General features: G+C 58.3%; 23 protein-coding genes and 1 pseudogene. 13 read left to right on the plus strand and 11 right to left on the minus strand.

Annotated features, from left to right (window positions below; translation table 11 throughout):
• Window positions 1–3: 3 nt before the first annotated feature.
• The 4 genes from urtD to urtA all read right to left on the minus strand — a co-directional run bounded on the left by urtD (window position 4) and on the right by urtA (window position 5,271).
• Complete coding sequence (gene urtD / locus SJY13_RS10850; protein ID WP_377190852.1) at window positions 4–744, minus strand: urea ABC transporter ATP-binding protein UrtD; 741 nt, start codon at window positions 742–744, stop codon at window positions 4–6.
• Window positions 741–1,970: an urea ABC transporter permease subunit UrtC gene (gene urtC, locus SJY13_RS10855; RefSeq protein WP_377190854.1), complete on the minus strand. Its 1,230-nt coding sequence runs from the start codon at window positions 1,968–1,970 to the stop codon at window positions 741–743. The genes urtD and urtC overlap by 4 nt, the downstream gene beginning before the upstream one ends.
• A gap of 3 nt (window positions 1,971–1,973) precedes the next feature.
• The gene (gene urtB, locus SJY13_RS10860) at window positions 1,974–3,926 is read right to left on the minus strand and encodes an urea ABC transporter permease subunit UrtB (protein ID WP_377190856.1); all 1,953 of its coding nucleotides are present in this window, start codon (window positions 3,924–3,926) and stop codon (window positions 1,974–1,976) included.
• Window positions 3,927–3,990: 64 nt separating this feature from the next.
• Window positions 3,991–5,271: an urea ABC transporter substrate-binding protein gene (urtA, locus tag SJY13_RS10865; protein ID WP_085823770.1), complete on the minus strand. Its 1,281-nt coding sequence runs from the start codon at window positions 5,269–5,271 to the stop codon at window positions 3,991–3,993.
• Between the two features lie 553 nt (window positions 5,272–5,824).
• On the opposite strand from urtA, the gene SJY13_RS10870 reads away from it, so the two are divergent.
• The 9 genes from SJY13_RS10870 (at window position 5,825) to ureG (ending at window position 11,090) form a co-directional block, all read left to right on the plus strand.
• On the plus strand, window positions 5,825–6,487 hold the full coding sequence (locus SJY13_RS10870) for an urease accessory protein UreD (RefSeq protein WP_377190858.1): 663 nt from the start codon (window positions 5,825–5,827) through the stop codon (window positions 6,485–6,487).
• 1 nt (window position 6,488) lies between these two features.
• Entirely contained in the window at window positions 6,489–6,791 is a 303-nt protein-coding gene (locus SJY13_RS10875) for an urease subunit gamma (protein WP_377190860.1), read from the plus strand.
• Between the two features lie 18 nt (window positions 6,792–6,809).
• A complete protein-coding gene (locus SJY13_RS10880) occupies window positions 6,810–6,971 on the plus strand; it encodes a hypothetical protein (protein WP_377190862.1) in 162 nt (53 codons plus the stop codon).
• Window positions 6,968–7,273, plus strand: coding sequence for an urease subunit beta (locus SJY13_RS10885; RefSeq protein WP_377190864.1), 306 nt, complete (start codon window positions 6,968–6,970; stop codon window positions 7,271–7,273). The genes SJY13_RS10880 and SJY13_RS10885 overlap by 4 nt, the downstream gene beginning before the upstream one ends.
• Complete coding sequence (gene ureC / locus SJY13_RS10890; RefSeq protein WP_377190866.1) at window positions 7,273–8,982, plus strand: urease subunit alpha; 1,710 nt, start codon at window positions 7,273–7,275, stop codon at window positions 8,980–8,982. The genes SJY13_RS10885 and ureC overlap by 1 nt, the downstream gene beginning before the upstream one ends.
• A gap of 130 nt (window positions 8,983–9,112) precedes the next feature.
• Window positions 9,113–9,337, plus strand: a complete 225-nt coding sequence (locus SJY13_RS10895) for a DUF1127 domain-containing protein (protein ID WP_377190868.1) — start codon at window positions 9,113–9,115, stop codon at window positions 9,335–9,337.
• A gap of 28 nt (window positions 9,338–9,365) precedes the next feature.
• Complete coding sequence (locus SJY13_RS10900) at window positions 9,366–9,818, plus strand: urease accessory protein UreE (RefSeq protein WP_377190870.1); 453 nt, start codon at window positions 9,366–9,368, stop codon at window positions 9,816–9,818.
• Window positions 9,808–10,449 (plus strand): urease accessory protein UreF, encoded by a 642-nt coding sequence (locus SJY13_RS10905; RefSeq protein ID WP_377190872.1) that lies wholly within the window; start codon window positions 9,808–9,810, stop codon window positions 10,447–10,449. Before SJY13_RS10900 ends, SJY13_RS10905 begins: the two co-directional genes overlap by 11 nt.
• Window positions 10,446–11,090, plus strand: coding sequence for an urease accessory protein UreG (gene ureG, locus SJY13_RS10910; RefSeq protein ID WP_377190874.1), 645 nt, complete (start codon window positions 10,446–10,448; stop codon window positions 11,088–11,090). The genes SJY13_RS10905 and ureG overlap by 4 nt, the downstream gene beginning before the upstream one ends.
• A 15-nt stretch (window positions 11,091–11,105) precedes the next feature.
• Here the strand turns inward: ureG and SJY13_RS10915 are convergent, their stop codons facing one another.
• From SJY13_RS10915 to SJY13_RS10930, 4 genes and pseudogenes are all read right to left on the minus strand, one after another.
• Entirely contained in the window at window positions 11,106–12,599 is a 1,494-nt protein-coding gene (locus SJY13_RS10915; RefSeq protein WP_377190876.1) for a TIGR01777 family oxidoreductase, read from the minus strand.
• Between the two features lie 8 nt (window positions 12,600–12,607).
• Window positions 12,608–13,249, minus strand: coding sequence for a DUF4166 domain-containing protein (locus SJY13_RS10920; protein WP_377190878.1), 642 nt, complete (start codon window positions 13,247–13,249; stop codon window positions 12,608–12,610).
• Between the two features lie 64 nt (window positions 13,250–13,313).
• On the minus strand, window positions 13,314–13,865 hold the full coding sequence (locus SJY13_RS10925; RefSeq protein ID WP_377190880.1) for a GbsR/MarR family transcriptional regulator: 552 nt from the start codon (window positions 13,863–13,865) through the stop codon (window positions 13,314–13,316).
• A gap of 40 nt (window positions 13,866–13,905) precedes the next feature.
• Window positions 13,906–14,391: pseudogene (locus SJY13_RS10930) on the minus strand (substrate-binding domain-containing protein); the annotation flags it as partial.
• Window positions 14,392–14,625: 234 nt separating this feature from the next.
• Here SJY13_RS10930 and SJY13_RS10935 point away from each other — a divergent pair.
• Entirely contained in the window at window positions 14,626–15,390 is a 765-nt protein-coding gene (locus tag SJY13_RS10935; RefSeq protein ID WP_377190882.1) for a DUF3299 domain-containing protein, read from the plus strand.
• A 14-nt stretch (window positions 15,391–15,404) separates the two neighbouring features.
• On the opposite strand, the gene SJY13_RS10940 is transcribed toward SJY13_RS10935, so the two are convergent.
• Both SJY13_RS10940 and SJY13_RS10945 read right to left on the minus strand, forming a co-directional pair.
• Window positions 15,405–16,823 carry an RtcB family protein gene (locus tag SJY13_RS10940; RefSeq protein WP_377190884.1) on the minus strand — a complete coding sequence of 473 codons (1,419 nt, stop codon included), beginning with the start codon at window positions 16,821–16,823 and terminating at the stop codon, window positions 15,405–15,407.
• Between the two features lie 630 nt (window positions 16,824–17,453).
• Window positions 17,454–19,010, minus strand: coding sequence for an RNA-binding protein (locus SJY13_RS10945; protein ID WP_377190886.1), 1,557 nt, complete (start codon window positions 19,008–19,010; stop codon window positions 17,454–17,456).
• A gap of 172 nt (window positions 19,011–19,182) precedes the next feature.
• On the opposite strand from SJY13_RS10945, the gene rtcR reads away from it, so the two are divergent.
• A complete protein-coding gene (gene rtcR / locus SJY13_RS10950) occupies window positions 19,183–20,760 on the plus strand; it encodes an RNA repair transcriptional activator RtcR (protein WP_377190888.1) in 1,578 nt (525 codons plus the stop codon).
• A gap of 280 nt (window positions 20,761–21,040) precedes the next feature.
• On the opposite strand, the gene SJY13_RS10955 is transcribed toward rtcR, so the two are convergent.
• A complete protein-coding gene (locus SJY13_RS10955) occupies window positions 21,041–22,270 on the minus strand; it encodes a M24 family metallopeptidase (RefSeq protein ID WP_377190890.1) in 1,230 nt (409 codons plus the stop codon).
• Between the two features lie 380 nt (window positions 22,271–22,650).
• Here SJY13_RS10955 and speD point away from each other — a divergent pair, with 380 nt between their 5' ends.
• Window positions 22,651–23,040, plus strand: coding sequence for an adenosylmethionine decarboxylase (gene speD, locus SJY13_RS10960; RefSeq protein WP_377190892.1), 390 nt, complete (start codon window positions 22,651–22,653; stop codon window positions 23,038–23,040).
• A gap of 7 nt (window positions 23,041–23,047) precedes the next feature.
• Entirely contained in the window at window positions 23,048–24,340 is a 1,293-nt protein-coding gene (locus SJY13_RS10965; RefSeq protein ID WP_377190894.1) for a rhomboid family intramembrane serine protease, read from the plus strand.
• Window positions 24,341–24,366 lie beyond the last annotated feature (26 nt).

A 24,366-nucleotide genomic window follows, 5' to 3' on the forward strand; every position in this document is an offset into this window, starting at 1 on the left:
CGCTCAGCGCCCCAGAAAGACGTCGATGACGTCCTGATTTGATGTGACGTGGTCCAGACTGCCCTCAGCCAGAACAGACCCTTCGTGCAGGACTGTGACCTTGCAGTTCAGGCGGCGGACAAATTCCATGTCGTGTTCCACCACCACAACCGCGCGGGTTTTGGCGGCTTGTACCAAAATGTCGGTAGTATGTTCGCGTTCCTGCGGGGTCATGCCCGCGGCAGGCTCGTCGACCAACAGCAGACGCGGTTCCTGCGCCAGCAGCATCCCAATCTCCAGCCATTGCTTCTGGCCGTGGCTCAGCTCGCCTGATTTGCGGCCCAGCTCATACTTTAGACCGATTTCAGCAGCCAGATCCTCGACCTTTCGGAAATCGTCACCGGAGGGGCGGTAGAACAGAACACGCAGCCAACCGCGCATGTTCTTCAGCGCCATCAGCAGGTTTTCCTGTACGGTCTGATCTTCGAACACCGTGGGTTTCTGGAACTTTCGGCCAATGCCAGCTTGCGCGATCTTGGCCTCGCTCATCTTCAGAAGGGATACAGACTTTTCACCCCAGATTACGCGACCCTCGTCGGGCCGGGTTTTGCCGGTGACAATGTCCATGAATGTGGTCTTGCCCGCGCCGTTGGGACCAATGACGGCGCGCAATTCGGCATTGCCGATCTGGAACGACAGGTTGTTGATGGCGCGAAACCCGTCAAAGGTGACCGAGACGCCGCTGACCTCTAACAAAGTGCTCATTCCGTGGCCTCCTTTTCGCGAAGGGCCCCGTCATCCGGGCCAAGGTTAGAGCCATGACGATCCAACGGGCGACGATTGGCCCACAGATCGAACAACCCGCCGATACCTTGCGGGGCGAACAGAGTGACCAGAACGAAGGACACTCCCAGCAGAACCTGCCACCAATCGACCCATTTGATCGTGTAGAAACCCAAGGGGATATCCGGAGCCTGCCCGCCGGTGAACCACGTGCTGAGCAAGCTGACAAACGCCGCGCCGATCATAGCACCGTACAATCGACCACGCCCGCCAATGGCAACCCAAACGGCTAGATAGATCGAGGCGATGGGGGCCATCTCTTCGGGGTTGATGATGCCCGCCTGCGGGTAATAGAGCGCACCGGCGATGGCGGCGATGCAGGCGGTCAGTGAAAAGACGGCCAGTTTGTATACTTCGACCGAGTATCCAAGGAACCGCACCCGCGCCTCGTTATCCCGGATGCCGCAAATGACTGACCCGAACTTGCCCGACACGATCCAAGCGGCAAGCAAATATCCCAGACCCAGCGCCAGTGCTGACGCCCAGAGGAACCAGATCGACACCATGTCTTGCCCTGCGGTAACACCGGGTAGGTTCTGCAATCCTGACAAGCCATTATTGCCCCGCAACCCGCTGTCATTCTGGAACAGATACAGCGCCAGCGCCAAGGTCATCGCCTGCGTCAGAATCGATAGGTAGACGCCTGTTACCCGGCTGCGGAAGGCGAGCCAGCCAAATATCAGCGCCAGCAGTCCGGGGACCAGAACGACCAATGCCAGTTGCAGAAAAAGACTGTCCGAGAACGCCCAGATCAGCGGAAAATCCGATGACCCCACCACGCCGAAGATCTGGTTGCCGATGGCATCCACGACTTCAGCCGGGGTGGGTGGGATTTCGGCCTGCGCCAGTGACTCGACCACGATCAGGCGCGTACGCTCATACATCAGCCACATGCCGATCGTGTAGCCGCCCAGCCCAAAAAAGGCGAAGTGACCCAGTGAGAGGATGCCGGTGAAACCCCAGACCAGATCCATTGCCACCGCGATCAGGCACAGACACAGGGTTTTGCCCAGCGTCTTGACGAAACTGGTCGAGATCACGCCGATCCCGAACCCTTCGGACAAGACCGTGACCATCAGAGTGAACAGCGACAGGATGGCCAGAAAGACCAGAACCGACGGATTTTTGGCTATAAAGCTGCGGTCCATGGCTCAATCCCCCGCCGCGCGACCTTTGAGGGCGATGATGCCCCTTGGTCGGAACTGGATGAAGATGATGATGAAGATGATCATGTAGGTTTGGGCTGCGAGGGTGTTTGAGGGGTTCATCCACTCGATCCCCTTTTGCAGGAAACCGATCATCCCCGCCCCGGCCAGTGCTCCCCAGATATTGCCGACCCCACCGACAACCACAGTCATAAAGCTCTGGACGATGTAATCATTGCCCAGGTCCGACGTGACCTTGGCAAACAGACCAATGGCGACACCTGCGATCCCGGCAATGCCCGAGCCCAGTCCAAAGGTCAGCATGTTCACACGCCCCGGATTGATCCCCATCGAGCCCGCCATGCGCGGGTTCTGGGTCACGGCACGCATCTCAAGCCCCAACCTTGTGCGGTTCGTGATGTAGAGGAACAGCAACAGAAAGATCAGTGCCAGCACAAAAATCGCAATCCGAATGTAACTGATCGAAACCACATCATTCAGGACCCAGGCCCCGTCCAGCCATCCTGGCGCGGTCAGCGGACGGGCCTGCGTACCAAAGATATTCTTGGCCAGTTGTTGCAGCGCAATCGAGATGCCAAACGTGGCCAGCAACGTTTCAAGCGGGCGGGCATAAAGCCAGCGGATCACCAACCGTTCCATCGCAACCCCCATCGCAAAGGTGACGGCAAAGGCCATTGGGACAGCGATGATGATCGACAGCGTGTGATCAGGGATGAACTGCTGCACCACATAACCGGTATAGGCGCCCATCATGATAAACTCGCCATGGGCCATGTTGATCACGCCCATCACGCCAAAGGTGATGGCAAGCCCGATGGCGGCCAGAAAATAGATCGACGCCAGCGAGATCGCGTCCAGCGTCAGGTCGAGCGTCTGGTTCAGGCCGACCTTCAGTTCAATCCGCTCAAGCGCCTGTTGCGCGGCAGTTGTCACTTCGGGTGAGGGCTCGGCATAGGTTTCAAAGAACACGTGCGGATCCAGTGCGGCGTCAATGTCGGCTTGCGTGATCAACGCGGGAACCGTTCCGGCCTCTGCCAGAGCGGCATACGCCCGAGTACGGGCAGCGGCGTTGTCAAGTTGCGCAACCGGAACGCCACCGACGCGGCCCCCGTTGATGTTTCCAGCCAGAGCGTTGCGGATGTCGTTGGATGTTACGCGGGGCGTGGCGAGGTTGTTTGCGACCAGCAGATCGTATGCGTCGTCCCGCGAGAGCGCAGTTGAACCGGGTATCAGCATTTTGGCGACATTCAGATCCACGGGCTGTTCCACTGCCGCTTGCCGTCTGGTTACAACAAGGGGGTTCAGCGCCGCGCGGACATCAACACCCAGGTCGTCGGTCATTTCCTCAATCGCGGCAACGCGCGCTGCGCTGTCTTCGTCATACCCAATGGTCAGCAACCGCTCGAGCCGGTGTTTCTGCACTTTCAGATCAGCGTCAGGCTCGCCATCGATCGAAGCGCGCAAAGGTTCTAACAACGCACCCTCGGGGTCGCGTTGAATGGATTGCAGCGCAGCCAGACGTTTTGCGCGGTCCGGGTCCGATAACTGGAACTGTACAAGCGCCGTGGCAATCATCGCGCGGACACCACTGTTGGGTTTCAACTGCTTGAGATTTGATTTCTCGTACGCTCCGACCGGTTCACCGGTATCGAAATCGGTCAGGATGTACGACCGCCCCTCGGCCTTTTCCGCGGCAAAGAACTGACCATCCGTCTTGCGCATCCACATGTTCTTGGCGGCCCATGTCTCAAGCATTGCTTGCGCCTGAGGCAAGCCGCTGGTCGCAATCGCATCAATCGCCGGTTTGATCGTCTTGCGAGAGCTTTTGGCAATGATCTCTTGATGATTTTGCAGGATCGGTTGCAGACCGCCCTCTTGTGCGTTGGCGGTAAGGCAGGCGCACAGGATTGCGAAGCCCGCTAGAAATAGTCGTAACATGTAGTTAAAACCCGAGTGTCTTTTTGGGGCAAGGCGGATGATCACACCCGCCTTGCAGAAATGTTCAGTAGTTCGACAGGGTCTGAACGCAGGTCTTGGTCTCGGTGTTGTACATACCGCAGCCCAGATCTTTCCAATCCGATTTCAGCACCGCCGATTCCGGCAGGAAATCAGTCCAGGCATCACCTGCCACAACGTCGGTTTCGCTGATGATGTCGAACTGGCCGTCGTCCTGAATCTCTCCGATCAGAACCGGCTTGGCCAGATGATGGTTCGGCAACATGACAGCGATGCCGCCGGTCAGGTTCGGGAATTCCTGCCCGTACATGGCGCCGCGCACGGCGTCGACTTCGGTCGAGCCTGCCTGGGTTGCGGCATTCACCCACATGTTGAAGCCGATGTAATGGGCCTCCATCGGGTCGTTGGTCACGCGGTCGTCGCCCATGGTGGCTTTCCATGTCTCGACGAATTCCGCGTTGGCGTCAGTGTCTGCAGACTGAAAGTAGTTCCAGGCTGCCAGATGACCCACAAGGTTGGTGGTATCCAGACCTGAAAGTTCCTCTTCCCCGACCGAGAAAGCCACAACCGGAATATCATCCGCCGAAACGCCAGCTGCGGCCAGTTCCTTATAGAACCCGATATTGGCATCCCCGTTGATGGTTGAGATCACCCCGACCTTCTTGCCATCCGCGCCCAGCGCCACGACGTCGGACACGATCTTGGACCAGTCGGAATGACCGAAGGGCGTATAATTCACAAAGATATCGTCATCCGAGATGCCCTTTTGTTTCAGATAGCTTTCCAGAATGTTGTTGGTGGTGCGGGGATAGACATAGTCCGTGCCCAGCAGGGCAAATTTCTCAACTCCCAGCTCGTCCAGAAAATAGTCTGTGGCCGGGATCGCCTGTTGATTGGGTGCGGCACCAGTGTAGAACACGTTCTTCGACGATTCTTCGCCCTCGTACTGAACCGGATAGAACAACAGGCCGTCCAGTTCCTCGATCACCGGCAGCACCGATTTGCGGCTGACGGAAGTCCAGTTGCCAAAGATCACATCCACCTCGTGCACCGTCAGCAGCTCACGCGCCTTTTCGGCAAACAGCGGCCAGTCGGATGCGGGATCCACCACCACGGCCTCAAGCTGTTTGCCCAGCAGGCCACCTTTGGCGTTTTGCTGGTCGATCAGCATCAGCATCGTGTCTTTCAGCGTGGTTTCCGAGATCGCCATGGTGCCTGACAGCGAATGCAGCACGCCGACCTTGATGGTGTCTTCGGCGGACAATGCTGCCGTCGCCATGGCCGCGAAGACCGCCGATCCGGCGAGCGTGGATTTTAGAAATGTCATGTAGTCCTCCTGGCGGGTTCCGCGGCAGAGGGCTTGCGCAACGGCGCAATCTTCTTCTACCTGATCCCCGCAACTGTTGTTGCGTTCCGTGTGGCGGTTGTGTCCGAGGTCCAATTCGCGCAGCCGTCACACACCCCCAAGGTCAAATCCGCGGCGGGCACCCATACGGTTTCTGCATTGCAGAGAACTTGGCAAATTGGTTGACCCATCATTTCCAGAGATCGGTCGCAGTTGATTAAATTTTAATCCTCAGCTTCATCAGGTGGTCAAAAATTAGTCATGTGCTTGGGTAAAAGGCCCGTTTCCGCCACCCAGCAATAGAGTTCCAACACCAGAGCAGTGAAACAAGCGGCACATGTCTTTGATCAGCAGGTGCGCTATTACTCATCATGCCTCCATAATGCTCAGGCTGGACGCAGCCCCACCGCGTGCCAAAGGCGCGATTCGTCTGAATGCAAAGCCATTGGGCAACAAGTCGGTATTAGGTGGGTTTCGCCAATCCGGGTCATTTAGGTGCCTGTTCCCTCGGCCTACAGTACCCGGGTTGGAGGCCGTGCTTTTGAACACGGCAGGCGGGATCACTGGCGGCGATGTCTTCCGGTTCAACGGACACGCTGCCCAGGGCACCACCCTGTCCCTGACCACGCAGGCCTGCGAGCGGGCGTACAAGGCTCAACCCGGCCCCTCTGGCCATGTAACCAACGATCTGAGCGTCGAGACAGGTGCGCGCCTGAACTGGTTGCCGCAGGAGACGATTCTGTTCAATGGCAGCGCTCTGGACCGTCAGCTGCGGATCGATATGGCCCCCGGCGCAACTTTGCTGTTGGTCGAACCGCTGGTTTTTGGGCGCGCAGCCATGGGCGAGACACTGACAAGTATCCGCTTGCGCGACCGGATCGAAATCCGGCGCGAAGGCGCACCGGTCTTTCTGGATGCGACGCAGTATTCCGGCGACCTGCACACGCATTTGGCCAAGCCGCATATTGCGGACGGCGCAGGTGCAATGGCGCTGGTCGTCTTTGTATCACAAACAGCCGAGGCCCATCTGGATCCAATTCGCCTGATACTGCCCGACACCGCCGGGGCCACTCTGATCCATGGCGACATGCTGGTAATCCGGCTGTTGGCCGAAAACAGCTTTGCCCTGCGCAAAACGCTGTTGCCGGTCCTGCGGCGGCTAAACAACGAAACGCTTCCCCGATGCTGGACGATTTAAGATGAACCTGACCCCAAGAGAAAAAGACAAATTGCTGGTCGCCGTCGCCGCCGAAGTCGCCCGCAAGCGGCTGGCCCGTGGCGTACAGTTGAACCACCCCGAAGCCATCGCGCTGATCACCGATGCGGTGGTCGAAGGTGCGCGCGACGGCCGCTCGGTCGCCGACATGATGCAGGCTGGGGCCGAGGTTATCACCCGCGATCAATGCATGCAGGGCGTGCCCGAAATGATCCACGAGGTTCAGGTCGAAGCCACCTTTCCCGACGGCACCAAGCTTGTCACCGTTCACAACCCCATTCGATAATCTGCAAAGGATAGTTCCATGACCCGTATACTGTTCCCTGCCCTGATCGTTGCTGGCCCCGCCGCCGCCCATACAGAACCCCATTTCCACGCCCACACCTCTGACTATGCGGCCCTGGGCTTGGGTCTGGCCGTACTTGCTGTGATCGCGACCGTTCTGATTTCAAAGCTGCCGAAATGATCCCCGGCGAACTTTTCGCGGCCGAGGGTGAGATCACCCTGAACGCGGGTGCCAATGCAATTACGTTGATGGTTGCCAATACGGGCGACCGCCCCGTGCAGGTCGGCTCGCATTACCATTTCGCCGAAACCAACCCGGCATTGGCGTTCGACCGGATCGCCGCCAGGGGTTTGCGCCTTAACATTGCACCAGGCACCGCCGTGCGCTTTGAACCGGGCCAAAAGCGTGAAGTTTCGCTTATCCCGATCGGTGGCGCGCGCAGTGTCTATGGGTTCAATCAAAAGGTCATGGGGGCGCTCTGATGGCGACGACTATTGCCCGAGCAGAATACGCCGCCATGTTTGGCCCGACCACGGGCGACAAGCTGCGGCTGGCCGATACCGATCTGATTATCGAGGTTGAACGTGACCTGACCACCTATGGCGAAGAGGTCAAATTCGGTGGCGGCAAGGTGATCCGCGACGGGATGGGGCAATCCCAGGTCACCCGCGCCGAGGGTGCTGTAGACACCGTCATCACCAATGCGTTGATCCTCGACCACTCGGGCATCTACAAGGCGGATGTCGGCCTGAAGGATGGGCGTATCGCCAGGATCGGCAAGGCCGGCAACCCTGACACGCAGCCCGGCGTCGACATCATCATCGGCCCGGGCACAGAAGCCATCGCGGGCGAAGGCCGCATCCTGACTGCGGGCGGGTTCGACAGCCATATCCATTTCATCTGCCCGCAACAGATCGAAGACGCATTGCATTCCGGTCTGACCACCATGCTGGGCGGCGGCACTGGCCCGGCCCATGGCACGCTGGCCACCACCTGCACGCCGGGCCCCTGGCATATTGGGCGGATGCTGCAGGCGGCCGACGCGTTCCCGATGAATCTGGCTTTTGCGGGCAAGGGCAATGCGTCACTACCCGCCGCGCTTGAGGAACAGGTCAAAGCCGGGGCCTGCGCCCTGAAACTGCATGAGGATTGGGGGACAACCCCTGCTGCAATCGATTGCTGTCTTGGTGTGGCTGATGCGTGGGATGTGCAGGTTATGATCCACACGGACACGTTGAACGAATCCGGGTTTGTAGAGGACACCGTCGGGGCCATGAAAGGCCGCACGATCCACGCCTTCCACACCGAGGGCGCAGGCGGCGGGCACGCGCCGGATATCATCAAAATCTGCGGCGAAAACCATGTTCTTCCCTCGTCAACCAACCCGACGCGTCCCTTCACCTTAAACACGGTTGAAGAACATCTCGACATGCTGATGGTCTGCCATCATCTGGACAAATCCATCCCCGAAGACGTGGCCTTTGCCGAAAGCCGCATCCGGCGTGAAACTATTGCTGCTGAAGACATCCTCCACGATATGGGCGCGTTCAGCATCATCGCGTCCGACAGTCAGGCCATGGGTCGCGTGGGCGAAGTTCTGATCCGCACTTGGCAAACCGCCGACAAGATGAAGAAACAGCGCGGGCGTCTGCCCGAAGAGACCGGTGAGAACGACAATCTACGCGTCCGCCGCTATGTCGCAAAATACACAATCAACCCGGCCATCGCTCATGGCCTCAGCCATCAAATCGGCAGTATCGAGGAAGGCAAACGCGCTGATCTGGTGCTGTGGAACCCGGTATTTTTTGGTGTGAAACCCGAGATGGTTCTGCTGGGCGGCTCCATCGCCTGTGCCCAGATGGGTGATCCCAATGCCTCGATCCCCACACCGCAGCCGGTGTATAGCCGCCCGATGTTCGGGGCCTATGGCCGCTCGGTCGAACATTCGGCGGTTACCTTTGTCTCGGGCGCAGCCCAGTCCGAAAGGATTGGTGACACTCTGGGTTTGGCCAAGCAGACGGTCGCGGTTCAGAACACGCGAAACATCGGCAAACAGGATCTGTTTCTGAACAACGCCACGCCGCAGATTGAGGTCGACCCCGAAACCTATGAAGTCCGCGCCGATGGCGAGTTGTTGATCTGCCAACCCGCCGAAGTTCTGCCAATGGCACAGCGGTACTTTTTGTTTTGACCAGAAATTACGCCACGTTGCAGCATACGCAAGCCAGCCATGACAAAACGCACACTACTCAGCAGGGTGAAGATGACACATTATGAAACCCAAGGGAGGACCAACGTTTCGTACGTTTACGAGGGTCCAAATGGCACATACCACAACAGGCGCACGCGCAGGCTTTTCGATTTCCGGACTGTTCCGCGCAATTGGCGCATCGCTTTACACAGCACTGATCCGCATGGCCGAGGCACGGTCCCGCACCCAGAGATTTCAGCACCTTCAATCGCTCAGCGACGAAGAATTGCATCAGCGCGGCCTGACGCGCGAGCGCATCGCATATCACGTCTTTGCGGATTCCATCTGGCGCTGACCACTTTTTTGGTTGAGGGGGCGTGCGCATGAACGCCCTGCTCTGCACCGCGCGGCGGTACTCTGACCACACACACAGCGACGCAGACGACCAACTGACGCTGACCTACGAAGACCGGTTCTTGCGTCGCAAGGTTCTGACCTGCGAAAGCGGCGCGCAGATTCTGGTCGATCTGTCTCAGACCACGTCGCTGGATCACGGCGGTGCGCTGATCCTTGAAGACGGGCGCGAGGTTGAGATCCTGGCCGCGCCCGAACCTCTGCTTGAGGTCACCGCCCCAGATTTGACCCGCATCGCTTGGCATATCGGCAATCGCCACACCCCCTGCCAGATCGAGAGGGAACGCCTGTTGATTCAGGTGGATCACGTCATCCGCGACATGCTGATGAAAATTGGTGCCACCCTGCGCGAAGTGCGCGAGCCGTTTACGCCCGAAGGTGGCGCTTATGGCCACGGCAGGACCCACGGCCATGCCCACTGACATCCTAACCCTGACGCAATGGCTGTCACCCGCTTATCCGGTAGGCGGGTTCGCCTATTCGCACGGGTTAGAATGGGCGGTTGAATGCGGCAGCGTCGCAAACGCGCCCGACACGGGCGACTGGATCACCGAGGTGATCGACCATGGCACGGGCCGCAATGATTGCGTGTTTCTGGCCGCAGCTTTCAGGGCCGACACCCCCATAGATCTGGCACAGGTCGACCACGCAGCCCGCGCCTTTTGCCCATCGTCCGAAAGGTTGCTGGAAACGCGACTGCTTGGAGAGGCTTTTTGCAGCGTGACGGCCAGTGTCTGGGCGCTGAAGATCGAGACGCTAACCTATCCGGTGGCCGTTGGCCACGCGGCCCGACAACAGGCTTTGCCGCTGCATCTGACCGCCCAGATGTTCCTGCAGTCCTTCATGTCCAATCTGGTCGCTTGCGCGACCCGGCTGGTACCATTGGGCCAGACCGATGCGCAGCGGTTGATCCGCGATCTGACGCCACTGTGTCAACGCGTTGCCGCGGACGCGATCAAGGCCAGTCTGGAGGATCTGGGATCAACCGCGTTCCTGTCCGATATCGGGTCGATGAAACATGAAACTCAGTATTCAAGGATGTTCCGAACATGACCAGCATGAATGGCCCTCTGCGCGTTGGCATCGGTGGCCCGGTGGGCGCTGGTAAAACCACCCTGACCGCCGCCTTGTCCGAGTCGTTGCGTGACACGGTTTCACTGGGAGTGATCACCAACGACATCTACACACGTGAAGACGCCGAGGCGCTGATGCGCATGCAAATCCTGCCGCAGGACCGGATTATTGGCGTGGAAACCGGTGGATGCCCGCATACGGCCATCCGCGAGGACGCCTCGATCAACCTTGCCGCTGTGGCTGAAATGCAGGCCCGTCATCCGGATATCGAAGTCGTGTTTATCGAAAGTGGCGGCGACAACCTGTCGGCAACCTTCAGCCCCGAACTGGCCGACGTTACGCTGTATGTAATTGATGTCGCCGCCGGTGAAGAGATCCCCCGCAAAGGCGGTCCTGCAATCACCAAGTCCGATGTGCTGATTATCAATAAGACCGATCTGGCCCCGCATGTGGGCGCCTCACTGGAGGTGATGGATCGCGACGCCAGTAGAATGCGCAATGGTCGCCCGTTTGTGTTCTCATCCCTGCGTGAGCGTGAAGGTGTCGCCGAGATCGTGACTCTGCTGGCGCAAATCGGTGGGTTGGACGTTTCGGGCATAGCCAGGGCGGGGGCCGCGTAGCCCCCGCCCCTGCTGTCATTCCGCAGGGGCCTGTTTGGCTGGGAAAGTAGCCTTTCGCCCCGGCTTAGCCCCGGTAATCACCCGCAGCATTGGGGCAAGGTCATGATGCCGGAACACAAACCCGAGCTGTAACAGACGCGCTGGCAGAACCCGCTGACCGCCCAGCATCGTCTCGCGCCCCATATCATCCAGCGCACCAGCCAGAAGCCATTCGGGAAACCGCAAGATCGCCGGTCGGTTCAAAGCGCCAGCCAGGGCCCGCGTGAAATCGGTGTTGCGCACCGGGTTGGGTGCTGTCGCGTTCACAGGTCCCTTTAGATCGGGTTGAGCCAAACCAAACGCAATCACGCGGATCAGATCATCCAGTTCAATCCAAGACATCCACTGCCGTCCATCGCCCATAACCCCACCGCCGCCGAATTCAAACGCGGTCAGCAGCTTGGCAAGCATTCCGCCGTCCACACCGAAAACAAGCCCAATGCGCAACAGGACGACACGCACTCCTTGCTGTTCAATCTTGCGGGCCGACTGCTCCCACGCGTCGCAAATATCATGGGTAAACGCAGGTGCGGGCGCATCGGCTTCGGTCAGAGGGTCGTCACCGCGCAGACCGTACCAGCCGATAGCTGAGCCGTTGATCAGGCAGTCTGGCTTGTGCGTCAGCCTTTTGACCAACCCCTCTAGCGCGCGCGTCGTCTGAACGCGGGATTGTACGATATTGGCGCGCCGCTTTGTGGTCCAAAGCCCCCCTGCCACGGGCTCACCCGCCAGATTGATAAGGGCATCAAACCGGTCTTCGCTGTGCACCTGATCAAGACTGCTGAGAACGCGGACAGGCTTGCACAGTGTATCGCCTTTCCGGGGATCACGCGTCACGACACTGACAGAGTGGCCCGCCGACGCCAGCGCCCACACCAACCGCTGACCGATGAACCCGGTTCCGCCCGTGATCAGGATGCTCTGCCGTGGCTTCAGTGCATCAACCAGTGCCGCCGGATTGCCCCGGGTCAGGCGATCGCTGCGGGCGGCGGCCAGCAGGTCACGAAGGCTGAACAGACCAACGCCGATGGCCGAAAGTGTCGCCATGACGCTCCACCAGCCATAGCTGACTGGGACCATCGCTGCGGGCTGAAACGACCACGTCCAAAGGTATGGTCCCGCCATGGCAAGGATCGCCCCATAATTCACCGCCAGCAAGGTGTGGTTGATCCGTTCACTGCCGGGCAGTTTGCGGGTCAGGTCCTCTTCGACGAAATCCCACAGGGTGATGACCAATTCGATCAGAAGAACCGCACCAAGCGCCATGGCAAACACGCCATGCGGCTCAAACCAGGCGATGCACAGAAAGATCGCCCCATAAAGCGCGTTGCGTACGCCGTGCAGGCGCAGTTCGGTCTTTTGGGATGGGCGCCAGGCAAGCCGCTCGGTCCCCTCGTGATGAAACAGCGTGTCGAATGCGCCCATGAAAACTTGCAGGGCAATCAGGCTCCAAAGGAATGAACTGTCCATAAGACTTCCTATCTGTCTTGGAAAATGGCGTCCTGACGGATCAACTCTCCGAACAGGCGACTGTGCAGGGTAAGCGAGAACAAAAACCGCGCGCGCCCCAGATCTTTATGCGCAATGGTCAGCGCACCGGGGCGCAGCCAGGGCGGAAGTCGCAGCTTCCAACGCCCAAGCTGCAAAAAATAGTGATCGCTGTGAAAATAGAGGCCCGAGACATCCGCGCTGACGCGCAGAGCCATGCCGATGCCGGATCCAACATATTCCTCAATCCCTGTGGGGCCCGCAAACCGTTTTGAGCTGTGAATGACCTGCGGAAACCCGCAGGCCCGCCCATATTGCCGCACCCAGAACTGACCACGCCCGACGCAGTCTTCGGTCACGGCCACCACTGCGGGCTGGTTCAGGCAGGTTCCGTCATAAGGCAACGGTCCGCCAACCAAACGCGCCAGTTGCGCCAGGGCCCACCCAACCCGGCTGAAGCGCATTTCCACTACCTTGCCCTGGTAAACCACGCTTGCCCCGTCGGACAGCCGGTGCCCAAACCTTTGTCGAACGGCCATGGGCAAGGCAGCCCAGGATTTTGGCCCCAAGAGCGACGAAAACCTGCTGTCTGCAAGGGCTGTGTGGTGGTCCGTCGTTGGAAGCTGTCTCATGCGGCACTCTTACTGTTATAACGGTTATTTCTGTATGAAGAGAATTAATGGGGCAAAAAAAGCTCTACTTGCTGCCAATTTTGAGCAATGACAGCACCTTGTCCCCCATTTTCATCAACATTGAGAGTTTCGATTTTGGCACGTTGAGCATCTGATCAGACCAGCGATCAGCCGTTGTCAGAAACTCGTGCATGTTTTTCATCCGGGTCAGGACTACCGGGCTGAGGTCGGATTCGGTGCTCGCCTGTCGCACACAGATGTCGATGGCCCGGATCGCCGGGTCAATCTCGCGCTCTTTGCGCCCTTTTGCGATCAGCAAGGCCATTTCCCACACGTCTGTTTCAGCGACGAAATGCTCCCGACGATCCCCCGGCACAGGAACGCGCTGAATCAACCGCCAGCCCGCCAGTTCCTTTAGGGAATTCGAGACATTCGACCGTGCGATCCTAAGCTCTTCGGATATCTGTTCGGCATTCATCGGTGCGGCGCTGAGGTACAACAACGCATGGATCTGCGCGACCGAGCGATTTACACCCCACTGGCTGCCCATATCCCCCCAATACAAGATAAACTGAGATTTAGAGGACGAATCCGACATATCTGATATTTCTGTCATGACAGAAATATCAGATAATCATTCATCAAAGTCAAGTCACTTAACTGCCAAAGCCTTTCGGCACCAAGCCCTCACCCCGATGCAAAGCTTCTGCTATCCAAAAAAAATTGGCCACTGCTGCGGTCTGCCGCATGGCTGGCAAACATGTCAGAAAGTGTCCTGCGACAAGGTTTTTATCCTTCACAGGCACAAAGCGAATTCCGGGCTCGTCCGCGCATTCCTGTTCAAAGGCCACGCCTATACCAACATCGGAATTGACCAGCGTTCGGATTGACCCCCACGACCCAAGACCCAGGATCGTTGTCAGCCTCACCCGCTGCAGCTGGGTCGCAGAATTGAATATATGCCGGGTTGCAGAGGTCGGCTCTTGTTGATTCAGCTTGAGGCTTTCCAAAACCTGCCAAGTGGTGGCGCTTGCATCGGCCAACGGGTGATTGTCCGGCACGACCAGTCCGATCCGGGTTTCAAAGATTTCGTGGCCAGCTAGATCAGGCGGCAATTCCCGGGCTGTGAATAACCCGACATCGAACGCTCCGTTTTAGAGCAGCGGCAACAGGTCTTGGGTGGCCAAGGTGCGCGCGGTCACATCAACGGCGGGAAAGGCGCGGACAAATTCCGAGATCAGAGGGATCACGATCCATTTCAATTTGCTGTCTTGTCCTGCCTGGTTCGACGAAAATCCTTAACCTGAATGCGGCGGCAGAGGGTTAACTTATCGACGGGCTAAACTATAGTCAGGGAATTGGGAAAGGGCATCGCCTTGCGTAACCGGTTTCGAATTCTAAGCTTGGCCACCGTGGTTCTTGCATTCTGCGGCACTCCACTTGCTGCTGGGATTGTGGTGGAATGGGCAGAGCTTCCCGATCCCTCAGTTCAAGTCTTCGAGGATCCCTATCGCGACCTCAGCCCTGAACAATTCGACGACGTTGTCTTTGCCCTGCGCCTGCGAAGCCGCCTGCAAGGCACAGGTGGCACGGCACAAGAACGGCAGAAATGGCAGGTGCTTCTGGTCGAAACCGAAGACGCGCTGGCCACTGACGACATTGATGTCGACTGGCTGCTGTCACAGCGAGAAGCCGTCACTGAACGGCGAAAATTAGCGGGCGCGTCGGGCAATCCACTGTTTGACGGCCGCGTTGTCACCCTTGTGGGTTTCGCGATCCCGGCGCCACCCGACCCAGATGGGCATGCCGTTGCCTATCTGGTGCCAAAGCTGGGGATGTGCAGTCACATGGCATCTCCACCGCCAAACCAAATGATCCGGGTGCGGTTGAACGACGACTGGACCCCGTCCTATTTGCACGAACAGGTTCAGCTAACCGGAACGCTGACAATTGCCCCGTCGAGCCGCCAAATGGTTGTTGTTGATGGCCTTATGCCAATGCGTGCGACCTTTTTGCTTGATGCAGACAGCATCAAAACCCAGGATACGGTGCAAGGGCAAACGTACAATAACAAAAGCCTGGTCGACAGATTGCGTGCCGCAGCCCACCGGAAGACCGGCGGGCTGACGGCGTCTAATTAACCGGGCAGAGGCAATTATCTGCGCCCCTTCTTCATGTTCATCCAAAATGGCGGCACATCACCGGCCATGATACAGCCATAGGGATCGATGTAATCCTCGATCTCGGCCAGATCGTAGGACTTGATCTGCGCCACAACGCTGTCAGCGCTTTTATAGCTGGACGGCAGCTCGGATGCGTCAACACCACCAGCGTGGAACCGGATATCCAGCCCCTCTGTCTCGGCCTGCAGCATCTGGTCTGGCGTCACCGATCCCATGCGGCGCTTGTGTTCCGAGCGTGAATTGTTCCGCCCCGCCCCGTGCGGGCTGAAGCCCAGACCATGATCGGCATCCTTGCCGCGCACCACCAGAACCGGTTCGGACATGTTCAGCGGGATCAGCGTCAGACCCGTGGCATCCGCTGCGTAATCACTCCAGGCAGGGGTCGCCCCCTTGCCGTGGTAGTACAGATCATCCCGTTTGAAGACGAAGTTATGCTCGTTCCAGAACCGCGCGCCCACGTCACCCACGCGCGCGGCTTCGACCGTCGCCTGATGGATCGCATTGTGGTTGGCCTTGGTCCATTTGCGGATCAGTTGCAGAGCATCCAAATAGTCGCGGCCTTCCTCGGTATCGGTCGGAATCCACGCATTCTGTTTGGCGGTCTCAGGCGACAGCTCTTTGCGGAACTTTTCCGCCACATACATCCCGTGTTTATACAGAACAGCCCCCGGACCGCGCGATCCATGATGGGTCACAATCGCCGTGCGCCCGGACTTGCGCGAGCGGCCCACAAACAGGAAGTGATTGCCGTCACCCTGCGTGCCCATATGTTCCTGTGCCATGCGAATGGACTTGGGGGTGTTCAGAAACGGGTTCTCGCGGAACGCATCCAGCAGTTTCAGCGACGTGGTAAACCGCTTGCCCTGCGGGCGCCCGCCCGGACCGAAATGCGTCACCGACTGCGCCGCGTCCAGCACCGCCTTGGGGTCGGCATCGCCCAGATCGGTGATCATCACCGAGCAACAGATATCGGCCGAGTGCATACCGGGGTGAATCGCGTTGCGCGCGGCAGCGATACCGCCAACCGGGATCGTACCGACGGGTCCTGCCGGGCAGGCATCCGGCATGATGGCCCCGACCTCAAGAGTCGGAGTTTGCATCAGCGCAGTCATCGTCTCGCGCACTTTTGCGACGTTGTCTTCTTCATCGGGGCGCACGGCGTCGATGTTTTCGTGAAACGTGATCTCACCGGGTGCGTGCGGTGCCATCGTGACCGGGGCCAGAGGGGTTTCGCCCTCAAGCTCCTGCCGGATGCGCACCAAACCAAACCCTTCGGCCCGCATCTCATTCGCGCGCGCCAACAGGGCCGGGAAGTGTTGCCCCGGGCGATGCCCCCAATCCTTCAGGTGGCCGCCGGTTACCGGGTCATATGTGTTATCTTCCGTAATCATCTTTTAATCATTCAAATTCAGGCCCCAGCGACAAGGGGAGAAGAAACAGGTGGGAGGCCCGCCCCGCATCTGAATGGGCAGATGCGTTTGCCATCCGGGCGCCGGCATGGAGGGGAGTTGAACCCGCTCGACCTGTCCCTGTGGTGCCAATGTAGTTCCTTCAGCATTCGCCGGGGTGTTCCTTACTGTTCCGGTCAGAAGGACAACGAGTTGCGAGACAGTTTCCGCCACCAGAGCAAGACCCTGGGCTGGACTTGAACCAACACGGAGGTTTTACACCTCCAACCCCGAAGGGTCGCGTCTACATGTAGTCCCGCAGGCATTCCTTCTGCTGTTGTTCATAGGCCTCGACGACAAGAATTGGTGAAACGCCTGCTCTACCTGACTGAGCTACCATCCCTCCCCCAAGGGGCTGGGACGAGCGGGATTCGAACCCGCGACACGGAGATTAACATTCTGTAGTTCCACCGGCATTCGCCGAGACAGTTCCTTTTCATTCGGGTCAGGCAGACAAGTGGGGGTGAGACCTACGGCCCTTATAGGGTGCGTATCGGTTCAAGCGATGTAGTCCCAACGGCATTCTGCCTGATGTTGTGTTGTGGACCGGGCGAAACATCGCCCGGAACCTGTTCATACGTCGATCTTGTCGATCTCACCGACCCAGTGATCCGGGCCGGTCTGACCGGCGGCAAAGCGCGCGATCTGGTCAAAGACCGCATCCGAGAAGCCACCGACATTCAGCACGTCTGCACGTGTCTGGGCCTGCGTGGTTCCGTAAGGCGCGATGTCGATGCAGACCAGTTTGGCCTTGGGGTTGCGACGTTTGATCACCTCCCATTCCTTCAACATCGCGGTGCCCTGCCCGCCGCCCCCGGCATCGACCCAGGATTGGTTATCGGACACGAACACCACCAGATCAGGCGCGCGACCTCGTTGGTTCAGCCAGGCCAGAGGGGCGGAACAGTTGGTTCCGCCGCCAGCCAACGCGGCCAAACGCTCAGCGTTGGTCAGGATCGTGTCGCGCAGCTGCAGACGCACATTGCGCACGTCAAAATCAAACGGCAGCACCTGACATCCGCGATTCACGCGCTGGAAAGACGCCGCCACCAGCGCCGCCACATCCACATGGCGCACGACCGAGGTTGCCCCTGGGCGATACCCGGTCACGGACCCGGCCATCGAGCCGGAAACATCCGGGCACACAACCACTTGCCCTGCGACCTTCGGGACGTTCTGCACCGCGATTTCCATTGCATCATGCAGCGCGTCCACAATCGGGTGCGGGATATCAGACGCTACGTTCTGCGCCGCGACCATCAACTGGTACGGGAACGCACGTGCGCGGGCGATCGCCTGCGGGTCGCGCAGCAAGGCGGCCACGTGATCCACGTTCCGGGTCACGTTGAAAACACCGTGACGGTGAAACGTGTTCAGGTTCTGCCGCACCATCTGCCAGGAACCCTTGCGTGCAATCCGCGCCCAATGCTCGGCCGACAGCTCCAGTTGCGTCAGCATCTGGAACGGCACATCCGGCACCGGACCCCTGCCGGTTTCGCGAAACGCAATCCAGTCCCGCAGGGCCTGTGGCAGCCGTGCCAGATTGCACGGCCGCCCGACGATCCAGGCAAACAGCGCCTCCCGCTCGGCCGTGGCCGGTTTCGGATGCACCATCTTGATCACGTCCGCCAAAGACGGGTCATTGCCGATATTGGCGTTCAACAGCGCCCGGTCGGACGCGGTGTTCAACCAGCTCTGGACCATCGCTTTTGGCGCCGAACCCAGAGATTTACGCCCCGTCTGACCCGACCGGATGACCTGCACGAAGGTGCGCAGCATCTTGCCGTTATCAACCACACGGCCAAAGGCCGCGCGAAACAGAACCGGGTCGCGCCGGGCCAGAATGGCCAGCAACACAGCAGGCATATCCTTCATGTATCCCGACTGGCGGGCATAGATCGCCGCCTGGGCCAGAAACGTCGGCTCGACCGCCTCGGCGACATCCAGAACGTATTCCAGCTCATCCTGCGGCGATTGATAGATCATGCCCCCGAAGGTGCCGGTAACAGCAACCTGGGCCAGAGCATGGGCATCGGAATACACGTTGGCCGGCGCCCCGTGGGCGTTCTGTGCGGTTGCTTTTGGCAGCAACCGGCCTTTAATCGATGCAAACACGGATTTGTTCGCCATGTCCTTTTCCTCATTTGTTGTGAGGATGTTTTTGCATGGCGGATCCAATATGCGGAGGGAAATCGTATCCTCACTTAATGTACTGTTTTTAATTGGTAAAAATCACCATTGAAAGTCAGAGTGATTGAACCTACGATATTTTTGTATCGCTAATTATACAAATGTATACGTCATGAAGAATGTGGTCATCGGATTCCTCGGAACGCAGCTGGATATGGGCAAGAAACGACGCTGGAAGCCGACGCCCAGCCTGTTTCTGCACGACCATTTCGACGTCGATCGCCTTGAACTGCTGCACGACCATAAGTTCAATCGCCTCGCCCATCAGCTCAAACGCGAGATCGAAGAGCTTTCGCCTGGAACCGAAGTACTGTTGCAGCGCATGGATCTAACCGATCCGTGGGACTTTCAGGAGGTCTACGGCAAGCTGTTCGACTTTGCCCGCGGCTATGGCTTTGACGAAGACCGCGAACAATATCATGTCCACCTGACCACCGGGACCCATGTGGCACAGATCTGCTGGTTCTTGTTGACCGAAAGCCGCCATGTCCCGGCGCGTTTGATTCAAACCGGCCCACCCGGGCCAGAGGAAAAGACACCGAAATTTGACATCATTGATCTGGACCTCAGCCGGTATAACGCGCTGCAACAGCGCTTTGATCAGCTGTCGCGCGAATACAGTGATCAGTTGAAAGGCGGGATCGAAACCCGCAATCCGCAATACAACGCCCTGATCGACCGGATTGAAATGATCGCTGGCAACTCTGACGATCCGATCCTTCTGCTGGGCGAAACAGGCACTGGCAAGACAGAGCTGGCGGAACGGATATACAACCTCAAACTGGACCGGCGTCGCATCAAAGGACGGCTGGTACACGTCAATTGCGCTACATTGAATGGACCGGACGCAATGGCCACCCTGTTCGGCCAACGGCGCAGCTATTTGGGTCAGGCAGGAACGGAACGCGGCGGGCTGCTGCGCGAGGCTGATGGTGGCGTGCTGTTCCTTGATGAGGTCGACGAATTGGGTTGGAACGAGCAATCCATCCTGCTGCATGCGATCGAGACCGGGCGGTTCTATCCGTTAGGCTCGGATCACGAGGTCTCAAGCCGGTTCCACATCATTGCAGGTGCCAACCGCGACCTGCGGGTTTTAGCCGCCGAAGGCCAGTTTCGTCAGGACCTGCTGGCCCGCCTGAACATGTGGCACTTTCACCTGCCAGCCCTGCGGGAACGTCGCGAGGATATCGAAGCCAACCTGATGTTCGAGCTGACGCGCTCTGAACGCAAACTGGGCACACAGGTCGGGTTCAATGCGGACGCGCGCGAGGCTTATCTGCGGTTTGCAACCAACCCGGCAACGTTTTGGCCCGGAAATTTTCGGGATTTTAGCGGATCGGTCAAACGGCTCTGTACCCTGGCCCCGCGAGGACGGATCACCTGTGCCATGGTAGAAGACGAGGTTCAAAGCCTGCAAACGGACTGGCGGACATCCACGTCTGATACGGACTTCACCCTGGTCAAAGACGTGCTGGGTAGCGCTGCCAGTGATGTTGACCCGTTCGATATGGTGCAATTGGCCAAGGTCATCCACACTTGCCAACACGCACCCAGTATCAGCGCGGCGGGGCGCATGCTGTTTGCCGTTTCAAGACAAAAACGGAAGACACAGAATGATGCGGACAGGTTGCGGAAATACCTGCAGAAATTTGGACTGGACTGGGACGCGGTGTCAGCCGGGCATCGGTAAGTGCGCAACGCGTTTTCAGAGGTTTGCGATCTGCGCGCAGGGCTTCAGCCGTACGGTCCGCAATAACCCGGCAGTTAAGGTCGGCCCATCGAACGGTAAGATCATGGCCCTGTAGGTACGCCTGTGAAGAATAAAGTTTGGTGATGGTGCCGCCGCCGATATCAGCGCGCAGACCGTCGCCCAAGACAGATTTGCCCATGGAACAGATTCCAATTGGTTAGTGCAAATATTCGACAGAGCTGCCGGAACACATGATCAGGGCTGGCCGGGAATTGCACCGTTAGTTCAGCAGCTCTTCTTCAAACGGGAAATCCGCGATGATCTCGCAGCCCTTGTCAGTGACACGCACCATTTGCTCGAGCTTCACACCGTGGGATCGCCCGACCTCACCGATATAGCTTTCGATGGACAGGGTCATGTTCTCTTCAAACACGCCGTCATAACCGGTGCGCTCCCAGAAGGCGAGCGGCGGGACTTGCGGGTATTCGTTACACATCCCTGTCCCGTGCACCAAAACACGGCAGTCAAGATCCTGAAACCTTTCCGGCATCTTCCAGGCCTTTTCGGCAAATTCACGCAGTGAGACGCCCGCCTTGATCAGTCCCATATTGGTGTGAACCTGATCATAAGATGTCTGGTACAGGGTCTTTTGCTCGGGCGTTGGTTGTGCGGGTTGGCACAGCCAGGTGCGCGAGATGTCGGTGTTATAGCCGAACGGGCCGATCATGTCGGTGTCGATGGCCAGAAACTCTCCGGGTTGCAGGACTTTGTTGCTGGCCTCGGTATACCAAGGGTTGGTGTTGCTGCCGGCGACAACCAGTTTTGTTTCGATATAGTCGCCCCCCAGGGTCGAGTTCATCGAGGCCAGAACCGCCCAAAGGTCATTCTCGGTCGCGCCGGGGACGGTCATGTCGCGCATCGCGCGCAGCGCCGTCATGCACACCAGCGCTGAATGCTGCTGAGCCTTCAGCTCTTCGGGGGTTTTGATGCAACGGGCCCGTTCGATGATGTCCTGACCGAAGACAGTAGTGATCTGCCGCTCGGTCAGTGCCGAGCGTCCACCTGGTTCAAGTTTGTCGATGGCGATGCGCGTGTTGCCGCAACGCTCGGCAATGACGTCAGCCAGTTCATCGGCCCAGGCATCGATCAAACCCGGGCGTTTATCACCTGACGTGTGGTGATACCACAAGGTCCCGGGGCGTGATTCCGCGATCGTATCCAGACCTTTCGACAGATGGCCGCAATTGACAAAGTCAAACATGATGGCCTTGCCCTCGGTCGGAACAAGACAATACCGGGCGGCGTTATGCATCGTCCAGATTTGCATGTTCCGGCAATCGGTCGCATAGCGGATGTTGATCGGATCATAGAGCAGGATGCCACCCAGGTCATTCTCTGCCAGTTGGCTCTGCAACCGGTTCAGCCGCTCAATGCGCATCTTGGCTTCATCCACCTGCGGCAACTCAATCAAGCCACGGCGTGCATCGTTGATGTAACTTGTCAGATCCATGAGGTTTCCTTTGTTGGCCCATTGCGATCAACGGGATGAGCGGTTCAGGCCTTGCAAAATAAGGAAACCCCCAGGCTGAAAACACGGTGAAAATTGTCTGGAAAACTCATAACTACAAGTAATGATACCGCGCTTGCCATTGGCGTCCTTTTCGGGAGGCAAATCGCAGTGAGCGAACGCTTTTTCGATCTGAAAACTCCGCCGCTTCACCGTCAAAGCTGGGTCAGGCAAGCCCGTCACCACCCCCAAGACCAAGGGGTTCGGGTTTTTTTGCCACACAAGGGGTTGAGGATAAGCCAAAGGTTGAATGCCCCGGTTGACCCGACCTATCAACTCGATATTTCTGACCTCGATTTACTGCTCTAGGACGTTGATTTTACATGGACGACTTTTCAAGTTCACTGGGCTCACACCTGGTGGCTGATTTGTTTGATGCAAACGCTTTGTTTGATCCGATACCCGCAAAAGATGTGCTGAGACGCGCGGCACTGGCTGCCGGCGCCCATGTTCTTGAGGTCAAAACACACGATTTTGGCGCGCGTGACGGGTTCACCGGCGTGGCGCTTTTGGCCGAATCCCATATCTCGATTCACACGTGGCCAGAACATGGCTATGCCGCGGTAGATATCTTCATGTGTGGCGACGCCAATCCACGCCTCAGTCTGAACGTTCTGAAAGCCTATTTCAAACCTGCGCGGGCCGAAGTGCAGATGATTTCGCGCGGGTTTATCGGCAAAACGCAGCGCGGGCTTGCCGCGGCAGGTTTCTGAAGGGCGGATGAAGGAACTCTCCAGATGCCCTGTCACCATATCACTCATCCTACTTGGGGCAGCGGGTTACGCGATCTGGGGGCCGGTTCGGTATTCAGGCAATCTGATATCCTTTCCCGACCACCTGATCGGGGCCTTTCGACATGGCGATCTAAGTCATCTGGCGCTCAATTTCTTACTGATCCTGATCGGCGGCACTTTGACGGAACCGCGTGTCGGGTCGTGGCAGACAGCCGCAATTGCGATGACGTGTCTTTTGTTTGGGACCGGCGCAGAGCTGGCCGTTGCTGGGCCGGGCTTTGTCGGGCTGTCCGCCGCCGCCTATGGTCTGGTCGCGCATGGTGTGCTGATCACGGCTCCGCCGGAACGGCGCATCGTCACGATTGCCCTGATCGCTTTGGCACTGAGCGCCGAATACCTCTTTCTTCGGCCTCAGATTGCCGTGTTCACCCATATTACAGCCGCTGTTATCGGCGCAGGATTTGCCATGTTTAATTCTCTGTTTGGCTCCAAGGGTCCCGTGCTCAAACCCATGGAATTACACCACGTCTCGCCTGTGATTGCGATCATTGCGCAGACCGATGAAGACGACGCGCATGAGGCCGAAGGCACATTTCTGGATGATGGCGTCGAAAACATGTTTGTCCTGCAGGACCGAGGCAGAGTTTTGGGTGTGATTGGCTTTGACCTGGATGAACAGGCGCCGGATCTTGCCTGGCTGTCCTGGACCTATCTGGATCAGGCGCAGACCGGCAAGGGTTTGGGCAGCCAAATGCTCAACGATCTGTTGGGTAAACTGGCGCAACAGGGTGTCCGGAAGATCTTTGTCGAAACCAGTGACTACGAAGAGTTCGGCAAAAAGATATACGCTTCGGCCCATCGACTGTACGAAGAATTTGGCGCGGCGGTCGAACTGACCGTTCCTGCCTATCACAGCCCGACCGAGGCCAAGATCATCTATGGGCTGGAAAACCCCGAAGCGCCAGAAATGGCCACGCCCGAGCCCACTGCATCAACTGGCCTTGCCATCACCGAAATCCACAAGGCCGCTGAAACCGATGACGTGGCTGGGCTGCGTTGGACCGAAACCACTGAGGGTCTCAGCGGTTTGGACCAGCAACTGGCTCTGGCGCAGCAGCAACACTACCGCATGGCGGTTCTGGCCATACCCTCGGATTTATCGGACGCCAATGCCGCAGCCCTGAAAGATCACGGCCTGCATCTGTGCGGTACGCTCAAGGACTTTTACGGCGCAGGTCTTCACCAATGTTGGTGGACCCGCGACCTGACAGAAGCATGACATCAAGCCAAAGAAATAGGAGTAAA

Origin of the sequence: Ruegeria meonggei, from assembly GCF_042768335.1 — a bacterium.
Lineage (GTDB): Bacteria > Pseudomonadota > Alphaproteobacteria > Rhodobacterales > Rhodobacteraceae > Ruegeria > Ruegeria meonggei.